The sequence below is a fragment of the Streptomyces sp. NPDC045701 genome, from assembly GCF_056432045.1.
The window spans coordinates 1-14,006 of sequence record NZ_JBWKJV010000072.1 but is presented as its reverse complement, the minus strand read 5'-3'; the positions used below and the strand labels follow the sequence as shown (position 1 = coordinate 14,006).

At 74.2% G+C, this 14,006-nt stretch carries 14 protein-coding genes and 1 pseudogene; 14 read left to right on the top strand and 1 reads right to left on the bottom strand.

Translation table 11 applies throughout. From position 1 onward, the window contains the following. Positions 1 to 110, bottom strand: a 110-nt coding sequence (locus AC07DW_RS31120; protein WP_478860329.1) for a phosphoribosylformylglycinamidine synthase subunit PurS, incomplete at its 3' end; no start/stop codon positions are given. A 233-nt stretch (positions 111 to 343) separates the two neighbouring features. Here AC07DW_RS31120 and AC07DW_RS31115 point away from each other — a divergent pair. From AC07DW_RS31115 to AC07DW_RS31050, 14 genes and pseudogenes are all read left to right on the top strand, one after another. Then, positions 344 to 1,750, top strand: coding sequence for a flavin-containing monooxygenase (locus tag AC07DW_RS31115; RefSeq protein ID WP_478861012.1), 1,407 nt, complete (start codon positions 344 to 346; stop codon positions 1,748 to 1,750). Continuing rightward, positions 1,747 to 2,625, top strand: a complete 879-nt coding sequence (locus tag AC07DW_RS31110) for a hypothetical protein (RefSeq protein WP_478861011.1) — start codon at positions 1,747 to 1,749, stop codon at positions 2,623 to 2,625. The genes AC07DW_RS31115 and AC07DW_RS31110 overlap by 4 nt, the downstream gene beginning before the upstream one ends. Further along, on the top strand, positions 2,622 to 3,155 hold the full coding sequence (locus tag AC07DW_RS31105; RefSeq protein WP_478861010.1) for a hypothetical protein: 534 nt from the start codon (positions 2,622 to 2,624) through the stop codon (positions 3,153 to 3,155). Before AC07DW_RS31110 ends, AC07DW_RS31105 begins: the two co-directional genes overlap by 4 nt. Next, positions 3,152 to 4,642 (top strand): amidophosphoribosyltransferase, encoded by a 1,491-nt coding sequence (purF, locus tag AC07DW_RS31100; RefSeq protein WP_478861009.1) that lies wholly within the window; start codon positions 3,152 to 3,154, stop codon positions 4,640 to 4,642. Before AC07DW_RS31105 ends, purF begins: the two co-directional genes overlap by 4 nt. A 13-nt stretch (positions 4,643 to 4,655) precedes the next feature. After that, entirely contained in the window at positions 4,656 to 6,461 is a 1,806-nt protein-coding gene (locus AC07DW_RS31095) for a fatty acyl-AMP ligase (RefSeq protein WP_478861008.1), read from the top strand. After that, positions 6,458 to 6,733 carry an acyl carrier protein gene (locus tag AC07DW_RS31090; RefSeq protein WP_478861007.1) on the top strand — a complete coding sequence of 92 codons (276 nt, stop codon included), beginning with the start codon at positions 6,458 to 6,460 and terminating at the stop codon, positions 6,731 to 6,733. The genes AC07DW_RS31095 and AC07DW_RS31090 overlap by 4 nt, the downstream gene beginning before the upstream one ends. A gap of 4 nt (positions 6,734 to 6,737) precedes the next feature. After that, complete coding sequence (locus AC07DW_RS31085) at positions 6,738 to 7,061, top strand: DUF6506 family protein (protein ID WP_478861006.1); 324 nt, start codon at positions 6,738 to 6,740, stop codon at positions 7,059 to 7,061. 200 nt (positions 7,062 to 7,261) lie between these two features. Further along, a complete protein-coding gene (locus tag AC07DW_RS31080) occupies positions 7,262 to 8,434 on the top strand; it encodes a cytochrome P450 (protein ID WP_478861005.1) in 1,173 nt (390 codons plus the stop codon). Positions 8,435 to 8,449: 15 nt separating this feature from the next. Next, entirely contained in the window at positions 8,450 to 9,460 is a 1,011-nt protein-coding gene (locus tag AC07DW_RS31075) for a 3-oxoacyl-ACP synthase III family protein (RefSeq protein WP_478861004.1), read from the top strand. After that, the gene (locus tag AC07DW_RS31070) at positions 9,457 to 10,200 is read left to right on the top strand and encodes a glycosyltransferase (RefSeq protein WP_478861003.1); all 744 of its coding nucleotides are present in this window, start codon (positions 9,457 to 9,459) and stop codon (positions 10,198 to 10,200) included. Before AC07DW_RS31075 ends, AC07DW_RS31070 begins: the two co-directional genes overlap by 4 nt. Next, the gene (locus AC07DW_RS31065; RefSeq protein WP_478861002.1) at positions 10,197 to 11,384 is read left to right on the top strand and encodes a cytochrome P450; all 1,188 of its coding nucleotides are present in this window, start codon (positions 10,197 to 10,199) and stop codon (positions 11,382 to 11,384) included. Before AC07DW_RS31070 ends, AC07DW_RS31065 begins: the two co-directional genes overlap by 4 nt. Continuing rightward, the gene (locus AC07DW_RS31060) at positions 11,381 to 12,976 is read left to right on the top strand and encodes a class I adenylate-forming enzyme family protein (protein ID WP_478861001.1); all 1,596 of its coding nucleotides are present in this window, start codon (positions 11,381 to 11,383) and stop codon (positions 12,974 to 12,976) included. Before AC07DW_RS31065 ends, AC07DW_RS31060 begins: the two co-directional genes overlap by 4 nt. Further along, the gene (locus AC07DW_RS31055; RefSeq protein WP_478861000.1) at positions 12,973 to 13,860 is read left to right on the top strand and encodes an NAD-dependent epimerase/dehydratase family protein; all 888 of its coding nucleotides are present in this window, start codon (positions 12,973 to 12,975) and stop codon (positions 13,858 to 13,860) included. Before AC07DW_RS31060 ends, AC07DW_RS31055 begins: the two co-directional genes overlap by 4 nt. Positions 13,861 to 13,896: 36 nt before the next feature. Beyond that, positions 13,897 to 14,006: pseudogene (locus tag AC07DW_RS31050) on the top strand (phosphoribosylformylglycinamidine cyclo-ligase); the annotation flags it as partial.

The window sequence follows — 14,006 nt, the reverse complement described above, 5'->3', positions numbered from 1 at the left end:
ACGTCGGCGATCCCCCCGAAACCCAGGCGAGGCAGTGCACGCTGCACCGCCTGTCCCTGCGGGTCGAGGATCTCCGGCTTGAGCATGACGTCGACCACGACGCGTGCCACTGGCACTCCTAACGCGAGAGTCTCCACAGGTTCAATGAGAAGAGGAAAAGTGATGCATTTCACTCTCTCGTGAAGCCTGGTCGTCCCCATTAGGCGGAAGCCGGCGCCCAGAAGTCAAGCGATCACGGCGATCCCGTCCGTCGCTTGAAATTCCTTGAAAGTGGCTGGAGTCGGGGCCGTGGCTGCCGCAGGCTGAGTCCGTCCAGCGTCGCCCGGTGTGCGTGGCGTAGGTCATGATCTTAATGGGGGAATTAACTCACATGGCAGAACCACAGGTTGATCCACGGCCGGTCGCGGTCATCGGAGCCGGACCTTCCGGGCTGGCTTCACTCAAGAGCCTCACCGATCTCGGTATTCCCTGCGTGGCCTACGAGGCCCACTCCGGCGTGGGCGGTATCTGGGACATCGACAATCCCCGGAGCTCGGTGTACCGGAACACGCACACCATCACCTCCCGGGAAGTGACCGGATACGCGGACCTTCCCATGGACCGGGGGCTGCCGGCCTACCCCCGCCACGACCAGGTGCGCGACTACCTCGGGCAGTACGCCCAGCGGTTCGACCTGCTCCGGCTGATCCGGTTCGACTCCGACGTCACCCAGGTCGAGCGCCTTTCCGACGGCTGGCGCGTCACCACCGCCGACGGCGAGTCGCACGAGCACAGCGCGCTGATCATCGCCAACGGCCACAACTGGCACCCCTATCTCCCCTCCTTCTCCGGGAAGTTCGACGGGGAGATCCTGCACAGCCGGGACTACACGAGCGCGGCCGACCTCGCCGGCAAGCGCGTCCTGGTCGTCGGCGCCGGCAACTCGGGCTGCGACATCGCGGTGGAGGCCGCCGGGGTCACCGACCACGTGGCCATCAGCATGCGCCGCGGCTACCACTTCTTCCCCAAGTTCATCTTCGGGAAGCCCGCCGACCAGGTCTCCGAGTCGAGCCAGCACCTCCGCCTCCCGCCGCCCGTGGCACGCGCGGTGTACCGCACCATGCTGAAGCTGAGCATCGGGCGCCCCGAGCAGTTCGGGCTGCCCAAGCCGGACCACGAGCCGCTGGAATCGCCGCCCATCGTCAATTCGCTGCTGCCGTACTACTGCGCGCACGGCCGCGTGAAGGTGCGCAAGGCGCCGGTGCGTTTCGACGGCAAGTTCGTCGAATTCTCCGACGGCACTTCCGAGGAATTCGACGTCATCATCCTCGCCACCGGTTTCCGGATTCACATCCCGTTCGTCGGCGAGGAGCACCTCGACTGGGTCAAGGGCCGTCCGGACTTCTACCTCCTGGCGTTCTCACCCCGCTACGACGACCTCTTCATCGCCGGAATGACCGATGGCACCGGTGGTCATTTCCCGACCGTGGAACTCCAGTCCCGCGTCATCGCCGGATATCTGGCGGCCCGGAAGCGCGACCCCGAGGCGGCCCGCCGGTTCGACGAGCTGAAGCGGGCCCGCGACGTGGACATCACGGGCGGCATCAACTTCCTCGAGTCCCGGCGCAACCTCACCCAGTTCGAGCTGACCACGTACCTGCGCATCCTGCGCGACCACCTAGCGGTGCTGGGCGGCCAGGACACCACGTACGCCCGCCGGCCCTCCCTCCTCCAGCAGGCGGCCGCACTCCTCCAGGGAGGTCGCAAGTGAACACCGTCGGTGCGGCGCTGCTGAACGACGTGCAGAAGGAGGTCCTCGACGAGGTCCTCGTCGGCGTCCCCTACAACAGCGCCTCCCAGTTCCACGAGTACTTCGGCACCAAGGCGGCTCCTCCGCGTTTCGGTCTGTCGTGCGCCTGGCAGTCCTTCACGGCCGGACGCATGGTCATGGAACGCTCCGGCATCCCCGCCGACTACCTCATCGACGGGCGCCACGTGGCGGCCGTCTACCGCAAGCAGGACGGCCTCGTCATCCTCGATCCGTACCTGCTGCACGGGGAGCCGCTGCGGCTCGACCGCGGCGCGGCGGTCGACGGCGTGGTGCGGACGACCGTCGACGCCTACCCGTACCGGGTGAAGAAGGACGGCACCCCGGCGCCCAGCCGCGTGCGCGCCACGTGGGACCTCGGCGACGACACCATCCGCCTGGACTACCTGCGGTTCAGCCCGCGCCGGGGGCACAACGCGGCGTCCCGCTCGTTCCTGCTGCGGCCCGAGTCGCGGATCGACACGGTGCCGCCGGCGGCGGACTTCGTACGGCGGCTGCTGGTCCACCCCGAGCAGCACAGCGTCTCCATCCGTGTCCTGCACCCGGTCACCCGGCACATGGCCGAGCTGATCCTGCCGCTCGCCGGGCGGCCCGCGGGTGTCGCGGAGGACTTCGGCCTGATGCTCACCAAGGACAACCAGGGTGCCGTCGCCCAGCACGGTGACGCCCGCTTCCAGCGCGACCTGGAGGTGGTGGCCGACGCGGTGTCGGCGTCCCAGGACGAGGTGGTCGCCTTCCTCCTCGAAGCGGCGGCGATCCACCGCGCGGCAGCCCCCGCCGGGCTCGACCTGGCCCCGTACTCCCTGGAGGACGAGTGACGGCCACCGGCACGCCGGACACCGCCGTCCGGACCCGTTCGTACTTCCTGGCCGGCACCATGCAGGGGGCGCGCACCGGCGCCGACCTCGTCGACCAGTCCTACCGGGAGCGGCTGACCGAGACGCTGCTCACCCGGCGGCCCGGGGCCGTCGTGCACGACCCGGGCGTCGTGATGGCCGAATGGCTAGCGGCCCACCCCGCCGACGTACGGGCCGCGCACGCCGCGCTGGCGGACCGGGCGGTGCTGCACCACGCGCGGCTCGCCCCCGAGCTGCGCGAACTGACCGCGCTGTTCCACCGGCTCACCGAGCTGGCGGCGGCGAGCGACGTGTGCGTCGCCTGGCTGCCCGGCCACGAGCCCAGCATGGGCACCGCGGCCGAGATGCTGTCCGCCCACCGCGCGGGACGCACGGTCGTGTCGATCACCGACATGCGCCAGAACCTGGCGGTGCTGTCGTGCTCCACCGTGATCCTGCCGGACCTGGACGCCTTCGCCGCATGGCTCGACGCGGGCGGGGACTCCGCATGAGCGAAGACCCGCGCGACACGGACAAGCCCCGGGAAGCCTGCGGTGTCGCGGGCGTCTGGGGTCCCGCGGGCCCCCACGCCGCGGTGGTGCGGGAGCTGCTCGTGGCGCTCCAGCACCGCGGGCAGGAGAGCGCGGGCATCGCCGTCGGCACGGGTGACGCCCTGGTCGCACGGCACGGAGCCGGCACCGTGTCCCAGGCCCTCCCCGACCTCGACGGGCTGCCCGAAGGCCCGGTGGCGGTCGGGCACGTCCGGTACGCCACCCACGGCACGCGCGACGCGCTGGCCGGGGCACAGCCGGTCGTCCTGGACCGGCCGCCGCTGGCCCTCGCCCACAACGGCACGCTGGTGGACCCGCACACCGCGCCGGGGGCCGACGCGGTGGCCCCGGACGAGTGGTTCACCGACAGCGAGCTGCTGGCCCGCCTGCTGCTCGACGCCCGCACGGCGGGGGGTCTCGACACGGTGGCCGCGCTCCACTCGGTGCTGCCCACGCTGAAGGGCGCGTACGCCCTGGTCCTGTCCGACGGGCAGAACCTGTACGGGGTGCGCGACCCGCACGGTTTCCGGCCGCTCGCGGTCGGACGGCAGGGCGACACGTGGCTGCTCGCCTCCGAGACCGCGGCGATCACCGCGGTCGGCGGCGAGGTGGTGCGCGAACTGGAGCCGGGCGAGGTGCTGTCGATCGGCGCGCACGGCACGTCCAGCAGCCGGCTGGAGGTGCCGGACGCGAAGACCGCGGCCTGCCTCTTCGAGTACGTGTACTTCGCGCGCGCCGACTCGCAGCTCGCCGGGCGCAGCGTCTACCTGGCGCGGTACCGGGCCGGGCAGGCACTCGCCGACCACGCGCCGGTCGAGGGCTCGCCCCGGCCGGTGGTCGTGGCCACCCCGGAGACCGCGCGTGTCGCGGCCGACGGGTACGCCGAGCGTGCCGGGCTGACCGTCGTACAGGGGTTGTTGCGTCCCGGTCAGGGCGGCCGCAGCTTCATCGCGAGCGACCAGGCGGCCCGGCACAACGCGGTCCGCAGGAAGCTCAGCCCCGTCCCGGCGGCGGTCGCGGGCCGGCGCGTGGTGCTGGTGGACGACTCGCTGGTCCGCGGGACGACCATGCGCGCCGTGGCGCGGATGCTGCGCGACGCCGGGGCCCTGGAGATCCACCTGCGGATCGCCTCCCCGCCGTACCGCTGGCCCTGCTTCTACGGCATCGACACCGGACGCCCCGGGGAACTGCTCGCCGCCCGGCTGTCGATGACGGAACTGGCGGAGCAGCTCGACTGCGACAGCGTGGCCTTCCTCTCGCTGGACCGGCTGCTCGAAGCCGCCGGAGGCGACCGCTCCGGCTACTGCACGGCCTGTCTGACCGGCCGCTACCCGACCGCGACCCCCGCCGCGGCCTTCCCCGCGGCGATCACCGCCGCCGGGCCGGGCACCGCCGGGCCGGGGGCCCAACCCCCCACCGCCCTCGCATCCCAAGCCACCGCCGAATGAGGAGAACCCAGCAGTGAACACGCCAACCGAGGCGACCGCCACCCGCGCGCCGGCCGCGGCGCACACCGGCCGGGATGCCCGCACCATCGTCGAAGCCCTGATCGCCCGCGCCGAAGGCCCCGACGCGCACCGCGCCGTGGTCACCGCCCTGGACGCCTCCGGAGCGGTGCTGGAGAGCCTGACCCCCGTCGAACTCGACCACCGTGCCCGGGCGCTCGCCGCGGCGCTGCGCGAGACGGGCGGGGCGGGCGACCGCGTCATCGTCCCCGCGCTGCCCGGACTCGACTTCCACATCGGCTTCCTGGGCTGCCTGTACGCCGGCATGATCGCCGTGCCGGTGCCCGCCTTCCGCACCGCCGCCCGGGCCGGCACCACGACCCGCGCCGAGCGGCTGGCCGGGATCTGCGGCGACTGCACCCCGTGCGCCGTCCTCGTCTCCACCCAGCAGGACGCCGAGGAGGCCGACAGCGACCTCGCACCCGGCGTGCGCTTCGTCGCCGTCCGCCGCCCCGGCGGGGAGGCGCCGGACGCCTCGCTGCCCGACCCGCTGGCCCTGGACCCCGCGGCCACCGCGCTGCTCCAGTACACCTCCGGTTCCACCGGTGACCCGCGCGGCGTCGTCGTCCGCCACGGCAACCTGGTCGCCAACCAGGCGGCGATGCGCGACCGCTGCGAGGTGGAGCCCACCACCACCATCGTCAGCTGGCTGCCGTTCTTCCACGACATGGGCCTGTGCACGGCGGTGGTGCTGCCGCTGGTGTCCGGAGCCACGACCGTGACGATGGAGCCGGCCACCTTCGTCCGCGACCCGAAGGTGTGGCTGCGCGCCATCGCCGCCGAGGACGACGTCTTCACCGCCGCGCCGGACTTCGCCTACGACATCTGCGTCAACCGGATCCCGGCCGAGGAGCGCGCCGCCATCGACCTGTCGACCTGGCGGATCGCGGTCAACGGCTCGGAGCCGGTGCGCGCCGCGACCCAGCGCCGGTTCGCCGAGGCGTTCCGGCCGGGCTTCTTCCGCGAGGAGGTCTTCTCACCGGGCTTCGGCCTCGCCGAGTGCACCCTCGCGGTCAGCCTGAGCCCCTCGCTCGTGCCCACGGTCGTGGGCCTGTACGACCGCGAGGCGCTGGCCGAGGGCAAGGCGGTGGCCACCACGGTCGCGGCCGAGGGCGTCGAACTGGTCGGCTGCGGGCCGGTGGTGGACGACGTACGGGTCGAGATCGTCGACCCCGAGACCCACCAGCCGCTCGCCGACCGGGTCGTCGGCGAGATCTGGGTCGACTCGCCCGGCAACTGCGGTGGCTACTGGCAGCGCGAGCAGGAGTCGGCCGACATCTTCGCGGCACGCCTCGCCGGCACCGACGAGGCCACCGGCCGGACGTACGTCCGCACCGGGGACCTCGGGTTCGTCGACGGCGGGGAGCTGTTCATCACGGGCCGCATCAAGGACGTGCTGATCATCGGCGGGGAGAACTACTTCCCGCAGGACGCCGAGGCCGTCGCCCTGGACTCGCACCCCGCGTTCGCCCGGCAGCGGGCCGCCGCCTGGCCGCTGAGCGAGGACGACAAGGGCGTGGCCGTGGTCGTGGAGACCACCGAGCGCGACCCGGAGGCGCTCGCCGCCGCCGTACGGGCGGCCGGCATCGCGGTGGCGAAGGTCCTGCCGACCGCGGTCAGCGTCTACGCCGTACCCCGCAACAAGGTGCCCCGCACCACGAGCGGCAAGATCCGGCGGCGCGCCTGCGCCGAGCAGGTCAGGTCGGGCCTGCTCCAGCCCCTGGCACAGTGGTCCAGCCGGCGCGCGGGCGGTGCCGCATGAGCACCGCGCAGGAGGTCACCCACGAGCTGGTGGCGGAGCGGCTGCGCCGGCTGATGGCCGAGCTGCTGGAGATGGAGCCCTCGGACCTCGACGACGAGGTGCCGCTCAGCGCCTTCGGCATCGACTCCATGACGAGCTCCGTCCTGGTGGCCGACGTGGAGAAGTCGTACGGCGTGCGCCTGGAGAGCGCCGGATCACTGGGCAGCCTCACCCTGACCGACGTGGCGGACGAAGTCGTGGCGGTACTGCTACGGCACCCCGAGGAGAAATGACACCATGGCACTGGACGCATTCGGATTCCTCTTCACCGGCCGCGGGCTCGACCCGGACCGCGACCGCTCCGTGATCGAACGGGACGGGTTCCGCGCCGTCATCGTGGGCATGGCGGACCCCGCCCGGGCCCCCGAGGTGGCGGCACGCCTCGTCGACGAGGGCATCCAGCTCATCGAACTGTGCGGGGGCTTCGGACCCGTGTGGACGGCCAAGGTCATCGAGGCCACCGGGTCCCGCGTCCCGGTCGGTTCGGTGGGGTACGGCCCCGAGTCGATCGACGGCATGGCGGCGCTCTTCCCGCCCCAGGCCCCGTCCCAGGGCGCCTGACCCCCGGGCCGGCCGGCGCCCATCCGCCGGCCGGCCCGGCCCGCACCCGCACCGCCAGGACGCCCCGCACGGGGCCCAGTCCGCCCCGTCCGCCCTGTTCTCCTGCCGGGCCTCCTCCTCGTGACTATCCCCCGGTACGGGAGGAAGCCCGGCAGGCCCCCCGGTCGTGCCCACCCCGCGCAACGACGAGATGGATCACCATGAACCGCGCCGAATTCCACGAACTGCGCGTGCTGGCCGCCAGCCGTCCCGCCCTGCCCCTCCTGCTGCACGCCGGCCGGCTGGCCCGGCCCCTGCGGCACATACCGCGCGTCGGGTGGGTGACCGCCGACGCCGCCACGGCACGGTCCGTCCTCACCGACCCCGAGCACTTCACCGTCCTGGACCGCGGCGGCGTCGGCCGCCTGTGGGCCCAGCTCCTCGGCGACTGGGTCGACGACCTCTTCGAGGGAGAGGGGCACCGCGCCCTGCGCACCGCGACCCGGGACCTGTTCGGCGAGACGGCCGCCCGCGAACTGGTGGACCGCGCCATCGGCGCCCGGCTCGCCGAGACCCGCGCCCGGCTCGCCGCCGGCAAACCGGTCGACGTCGCGGCACTCGGCCGCACGCTCGTCGGCCGGATCGTGGCGGACGTGCTGCGGGTCCCCGTCACGGGCACCGACGACGCCGCCTACGAGAGGGTCTTCGCCACCGCCCGCGAACTGGCCGCCATCTCCCTGGAGGCCGCGGGAGGCGCCGACCTGACCGACGAGACCGTCGACCGCGGCCGCCGCGTCGTCGCCCGGCTCACCGGGCACGTCGAGCAGGAGTGGCGCACCGGCTCCCCCGACCACCTCGTCGGACGTTGCCGGGAAGCCGGCCTGGACGCCCACCAGACCGCCGGAATGGCCGCCCTCGTCGGCGTCGCCGCGACCGAGACGGCGGCCAGCGCCATCACCCGCACCGTCGCCCTGCTGCACGACACCGGCGACCAGCACCAGCTCGTCGCGTCCCCCGCGCTCGTACCGGACGCGGTCCGCGAAGGGCTGCGCGTGACGGCGCCCGCGCCCGTCATCGGGCGGACCGTACGCGGCGACGTCCGTCTCGCGGGCCGCACCCTCAGGGCCGGAGAACGCATCACCCTGCTCAACTACACCGCCAACAGCCTCACCGGGGGCTTCCGCCTCGGCCGGCCCGCCGAGCCGGCCAACCGGGAGCTGTGGTTCGGCGCCGGACGCCACCGCTGCCTCGGCTCCGCCATCGCCCAGGCGGAGATCGGCCGGACGCTGGAGACGCTGACCAGCGTCGGGCGGCCCTGGCGGATCGTCGAGCGGCGCTACAGCCGCCGCGTGGTCATCCCCACGTACGACCGGCTGACCGTGACACTCGTCTGACGGGAGACCAGCTCCATGCCTGCAACCCACGCCCGGCTCGCCGGTGCGGCCGTACACCTGCCGGAGACCCTGCGCACCGCGGAGGAGACCGAGCGGCGGGTGGCCGCCGCCGGCACCGGCTTCCGGCCGCCACCAGGACTCGTCCGCCGACTGACCGGCGTGGAGCGACTCCACGTCATGCCCGACGACTGGCAGGCCTCCGACCTCGCCGCCGCCGCCGCGCGCAAACTGCTCGCCGACACCGGGACCGACCCCGCCGACGTCGACCTGCTCATCTTCGCCGCGGCCAGCCAGGACATGATCGAACCCGCGACCTCGCACATGACCGCCGACCGCCTCGGCCTGCGCTGCCCCGCCTTCGACGTGAAGAACGCCTGCAACAGCGTGCTCAACGCGCTGGAGACCGCGCACGCGCTCATCGCCCAGGGCGGCTACCGGCGCATCCTCGTGGCCTGCGGCGAGTCCCCCTCCCGGGCGGTGCGCTGGTCCGTACCCGACCTGCGCGCCTACCTCACCTCCATACCCGGCTACACCCTCTCCGACGCCGGTGCGGCCCTCCTCGTGGAGGCGTCCGCCGAACCGGGCGTCCTCGGCCACGGGTTCGCCGCCGACTCCGCCTCCTGGAGCGTCGGCACCCTGCCCTCGGGCGGCTCGGCCCACCCGCGCGGAGACGAGCACACCTACTTCCGGCTCGACGGAGTGGGCCTGCGCCGCGCCTTCGAACGGCTGGGCCCCCGGGTGCTCGACGACACCCTCGACCGCCTCGGCGTCGGCTGGCACGACATGGCCGCCGTCTGCGTCCACCAGGTGTCCAAGCCCTACCTCGACCAGCTCGCCGACCGGTTCGGCCTGCCCATGGACAAGATCCCCGTGACCATCACCGAGCACGGCAACGCCGCCGCGGCGAGCCTGCCCCTGCAACTCGTCCGCGCCGTGGAGAGCGGCCGGGCCGGCCCCGGCGACCTGGTCGCCCTGGTCGGCCTCGCCGGAGGCATCAGCATGGGAATGAGCGTGATCCGGCTGTGAGGCTCTGGGTGGTCGTCCCCGCGTACAACGAGGCCCACGGCATCACGGCGACCCTCCGGGCCCTCGCGTCGCAGACCGACCGGGACTTCTCCCTGGTCGTCGTCGACAACAACTCCACGGACGGCACCGCCGACGTCGTACGGTCCTTCGGATACTCCGGCGACCTGCACGTCGTCCACGAGACGCACAAGGGCACGGGCGCGGCGGCCGACACCGGTATGCGGTACGCCATCGCCCACGGCGCCACGCACCTGGCCCGCACCGACGCCGACTGCCTGCCCGCGCCCGACTGGACCGCCCGCATCCGGGACGCGTTCCGGTCCGGCCTCCAGCTGATCGCCGGGCAGTTGCGGCCCCGCACCGACGAGGCGCCGCTGCCCCCGCTGCGGCGTACCGCCCTCGTCGCCGCCACCGAGGCCGCGGCCTGGTTCGGCCGGTTCAGGCCGGGCAACCGGGACGCCGGCTACCTGGGGCCCTACGTCATGGCGCCCGGCTGCAACATGGCCATCACCGCCGCGCTGTACGAACGCGCCGGCGGCTTCCCCCGCACGGCCATCGAGGAACTCCACGAGGACCGGGCCCTGGTGAACGCGGTACGGCTGCTGACGACGGCGTACGGCCTGCGGCGCGACGTACGCGTCCAGGGCTCCGCCCGCCGGGTGCGCGAGTGGGGACTGCGCCGCACCCTCGGCTGGTACGCGGACCACCGCTACCGCCCCGAGGTGGTGGACATCCGATGACGGTCACCACCACCGCCCCGGACGCGACCTGGCAGCGGTGGGAGCACCGGGTGCAGACCTCGGCCCACCCCGTGGCCTTCCGGCTGCTGCGCGCCATCGCGGCCCGCGGCCCGGTCGTACGGGTGCCGCGGGTCGGGGTCGTCGTCAGCGACGCGGCCCTGGCACGCGAGGTCCTGTGCGACACCGAGCATTACACGAAGACCGGGCCGGGCTCGCCGTCCGACCTGTGGACACCGGTCCTCGGCCCGTCGGTCCTGCTCAACATGGAGGGCGCCGACCACGCGGCACTGCGCCGCCGGCTGTCCGGCCTGTTCACCCCCGGGTACGTCGCCGGGCTGTGCGAGCGCGTCCTGGCGCAGCCGCTCGCCGACCTCACCGGCCGGCTCGCCGCGGGCGAAGAGGTCGACCTCGTCCGGGTCGCGCAGAGGTGCGCGGGCGCCGCCATCTGCGAGATCGTCGGCCTGCCGGCGGAACCGGAGCGGTTCGCCGCCGCACACGCGGACGCGTCGGAGGTGACCAAGGCGGTACGGCTGTGGCGGCACACCCTGCCGCCCCGGCACGTACGCCGGGCGCGCGAGGTGCTGGGGCGCCTCACCGCCTCGGCGGTCCACGCCTACCGGCGGGGCGGGGACGACACCCTGCCCGGCCGGCTGCGCGGGCTGGGCCTGAGCGAGGACGAGGCCCGCGGCGCCGTCGGGGCATTCCTGCTCACCGGGACCGAGACCCTGGTCTCCTTCATCCCGCGCCTGGTCGCGCTCTGCCACGACACGGACTGGCTCGACCGGCTCCGCGACGGCACGGCCGACGCCGACACGGTCGTGGAGGAGGCCCTCCGCGTCACCGTCCCCTCGCCCGTGATGCTGCGCAGCGTCGCCCGGCCCACCGCCATCGGCGGCGTACCGGTGTCCCCCGGCGACCGGATCGCCATCGCCACGCTGCTGTGCGCCACGGCGTACGGGGCGTTCGACCCCGGCCGGCCGCACCCGCCGGAACTGCGGCGGCTGTGGTTCGGCGCCGGTCCGCACTTCTGCCTGGGCATGCCCCTCGCCATGGCGCAGATCCGCGCGGTGCTCGACGCCGTCCTCGCGGCCGGGCCGGTCACCGTCGCACAGCGCCGTACCGCCCGCCACGTACTGATCCCCGGGTACGCCCGGCTCACCCTCACGCTCCGGAGCGCGCCGTGACCGACACCGAGCACCTCCCGGGACCCGACGGACAGGCGGACGGGCACGCCGACGTGCTCACCGCGCTCCTGCGGACCGCGCGGCGGCGCGGCGACGCCCCGGCGCTCACCGGCCCCGACGGGACCACCCTCAGCCACCGGCAGCTCGCCGACGCCGTCCGGGCCACCGCACGCGGGCTGCGCCAGGCCGGGATGGAACCGGGGGAGCGGGTGCTGTTCTCCGTACGCCCCGGACCGGAGGGCGTCGTGCTCGCGCTGGGAATCATCGCGGCGGGCGCCACCGTGGTGTTCATCGACCCGGGCGCCGGACCCGAGCTGTTCGCCGCGCGCCGGGAGCTCGCCACCCCCCGCTGGGCCGCCGCCGAGTCGCTGCTGTACGCCGTGAGCCGCTACGGCCGCCCGCTGGCGCGGCGCCGCGGACTGCTGCTGCCGCAGTACCACCGGCTCGGCCTGCGCCACATCCACGCCGGCCGGTGGCTGCCCGGCGTCCCCTCGGGGGCGCTGTCCGCACGGCGGCTCGCCGCCGGCCCGGCCGGGTCCTTCGACCCGGCACCCGCGCCCGGCCAGGAGGCGCTGGTCGTCTTCACCTCCGGCACCACCAGCGCCCCCCGGGCCGTGGTGCACACCCGGGGCTCGCTCGGCGCCGGCCTCGCGGACTGCGGCCACGCCCTGCGGATGGGCGACGGCGACACCGTGCACACCGATCAGCTGATGATGGGCGTGCCCGCCCTGATCACCGGCGCCCACTGGACCATGCCGCCCCACGGCTTCGCGCCCGCCGCCGACCCCGTGCGGTACGCCGCCTCACTGGGCGGGGCGACCCACACCTTCTGCGTACCGGCCGACCTGCCCTCCGTCGTCGACGCCGTCGAGCGGGGCGAGGCGACCGTACCCCCGTCCCTGCGGTACCTGGTCCTCGGCGGAGCACCGGTCCTGCCGGGGCTGCTGCGCCGGGCCGCCCGGACCCTGCCGTCGGTCCGCTTCCTCGCGGTGTACGGGATGACGGAGATCCTGCCCGTGGCCGTGGCCACCGGGGAGGAGAAGCTGGCCCACCCCGGCCCCGGCGACCTGCTCGGCACCCCGCTGCCCTCGGTGGGGGTCCGCACCGCGCCGGACGGGGAACTGCTGGTGTCCGGCCCGAACCTGTGCCGCGGCTACCTCGGCGGGCCCACGATGGACGAGCACGCCACCGGGGACCTCGCCCGGCTGGAGGACGGCCGGCTGATCCTGCACGGCCGGAAGAAGGACATGCTCATCCGGGGACGCACGAACATCTACCCCGGACTGTACGAACCGGCCATCAGCGCCCTGCCCGGAGTCGCCGAAGCGGTCATCGTCGGCGTACCCGACGACTACGGCGACGAACGCGTCGTCCTCGCCCTGGTGGCCGAGCACCCGCCGGCCGCGCCGGACGCCTTCGCGGCGTCCGTCCGCACCCTGCTGCCCTCGGTGATCGACGCGGCCGTCCTCCCCGACGACGTGGTGGTGCTGGACCGCATCCCGGTCGCCGGCCGCTCCCGCAAACCGGACCGGGCGGCCCTGCGCGCCCGGCTGCGCCCGGCGGGCGCCCACGGAACGGGGGCGGCGCGATGAGGATCGCGGTCACCGGCGCGCGCGGTTTCGTGGGCGGCGCGGTCTGCCGCGCGGCGGCCGAACGCGGCTGGACCGTGCACGCCCTCACCCGCGCCGACTGGGACCTCGCCACCGGGACGTGGGCCGACGCCCCCCGGGTGGACGCCGTGGTGCACGCGGCGGCGGCCGTCGGCGACTGGGGCGCGCCCGGCCCGGTGTGGCACGCCAACCTGACCGGGACCAGGAACGTGGCCGCGTCCTTCCCCGGCGCGCGGCTGGTCCACATCTCCAGCGCCAGCGTGTACGACCCGTTCCGTCCGACCGTCCACGCCGACGAGTCCGAAGCCCCCGTACGCCGCTACCTCACCCCGTACGCCGCGTCCAAGGCCGCCGCCGAGCTGGCCCTGAGCGGCCGGCCCGACACGGTCGTCCTGCGCCCGCACGCCGTGTACGGACCGGGCGACCGGACCCTGTTGCCCCGGGTGCTGGGCGCGGTGCGCGGCGGCTCACTGTGGTTGCCGGGCGACGGTACGGCCCCCCAGTCGCTCACCCACATCGACAACCTCACCGCCGCCGCGCTGCTCGCCTGCGACCGTGCCGCCCCACCCGGCACCTACAACGTCGCCGACGCCGAACCGGTGCCGATCGGGGAGGCGTTGCGTGCGCTGCTCGCGGCGCGTGGTGTCCGCGTACGCCTGCGGACCCTCCCGGCACCGGCGGCCTCGGCCGCCGCGGTGGCCGCCGAGACCGCGTGGCGGCTGACCCGGCGGCCCCGGCCCCCACGGCTCACGCGGTACGCGATCAGCCACCTCGCGGTCGAACGCACCCTCGCCCTCGGCGCGGCGCGCCGGGGCCTCGGCCTCCATCCCGCGCCGACGTCGTTCGACGGCGCGCTCGCGTGGTGAACCGTCCGCAGCGGACCTCCCGAAAGGCATGACGGCATGACTCCTCCCCCTGGTGCCAGCTACGCGGCTGCGGGCGTCGACATCGAGGCGGGCGACCGCGCCGTCGAGCTGATGAAGGAGTGGGTGAAGAAGACGCGGCGTCCCGA

Coding starts and splice junctions, on each gene's coding strand:
- AC07DW_RS31115 (WP_478861012.1), top strand. CDS start 344: ATGATCTTAATGGGGGAATTAACTCACATGGCAGAACCACAGGTTGAT.
- purF (WP_478861009.1), top strand. CDS start 3,152: ATGAGCGAAGACCCGCGCGACACGGACAAGCCCCGGGAAGCCTGCGGT.
- AC07DW_RS31090 (WP_478861007.1), top strand. CDS start 6,458: ATGAGCACCGCGCAGGAGGTCACCCACGAGCTGGTGGCGGAGCGGCTG.
- AC07DW_RS31085 (WP_478861006.1), top strand. CDS start 6,738: ATGGCACTGGACGCATTCGGATTCCTCTTCACCGGCCGCGGGCTCGAC.
- AC07DW_RS31080 (WP_478861005.1), top strand. CDS start 7,262: ATGAACCGCGCCGAATTCCACGAACTGCGCGTGCTGGCCGCCAGCCGT.
- AC07DW_RS31075 (WP_478861004.1), top strand. CDS start 8,450: ATGCCTGCAACCCACGCCCGGCTCGCCGGTGCGGCCGTACACCTGCCG.
- AC07DW_RS31065 (WP_478861002.1), top strand. CDS start 10,197: ATGACGGTCACCACCACCGCCCCGGACGCGACCTGGCAGCGGTGGGAG.
- AC07DW_RS31055 (WP_478861000.1), top strand. CDS start 12,973: ATGAGGATCGCGGTCACCGGCGCGCGCGGTTTCGTGGGCGGCGCGGTC.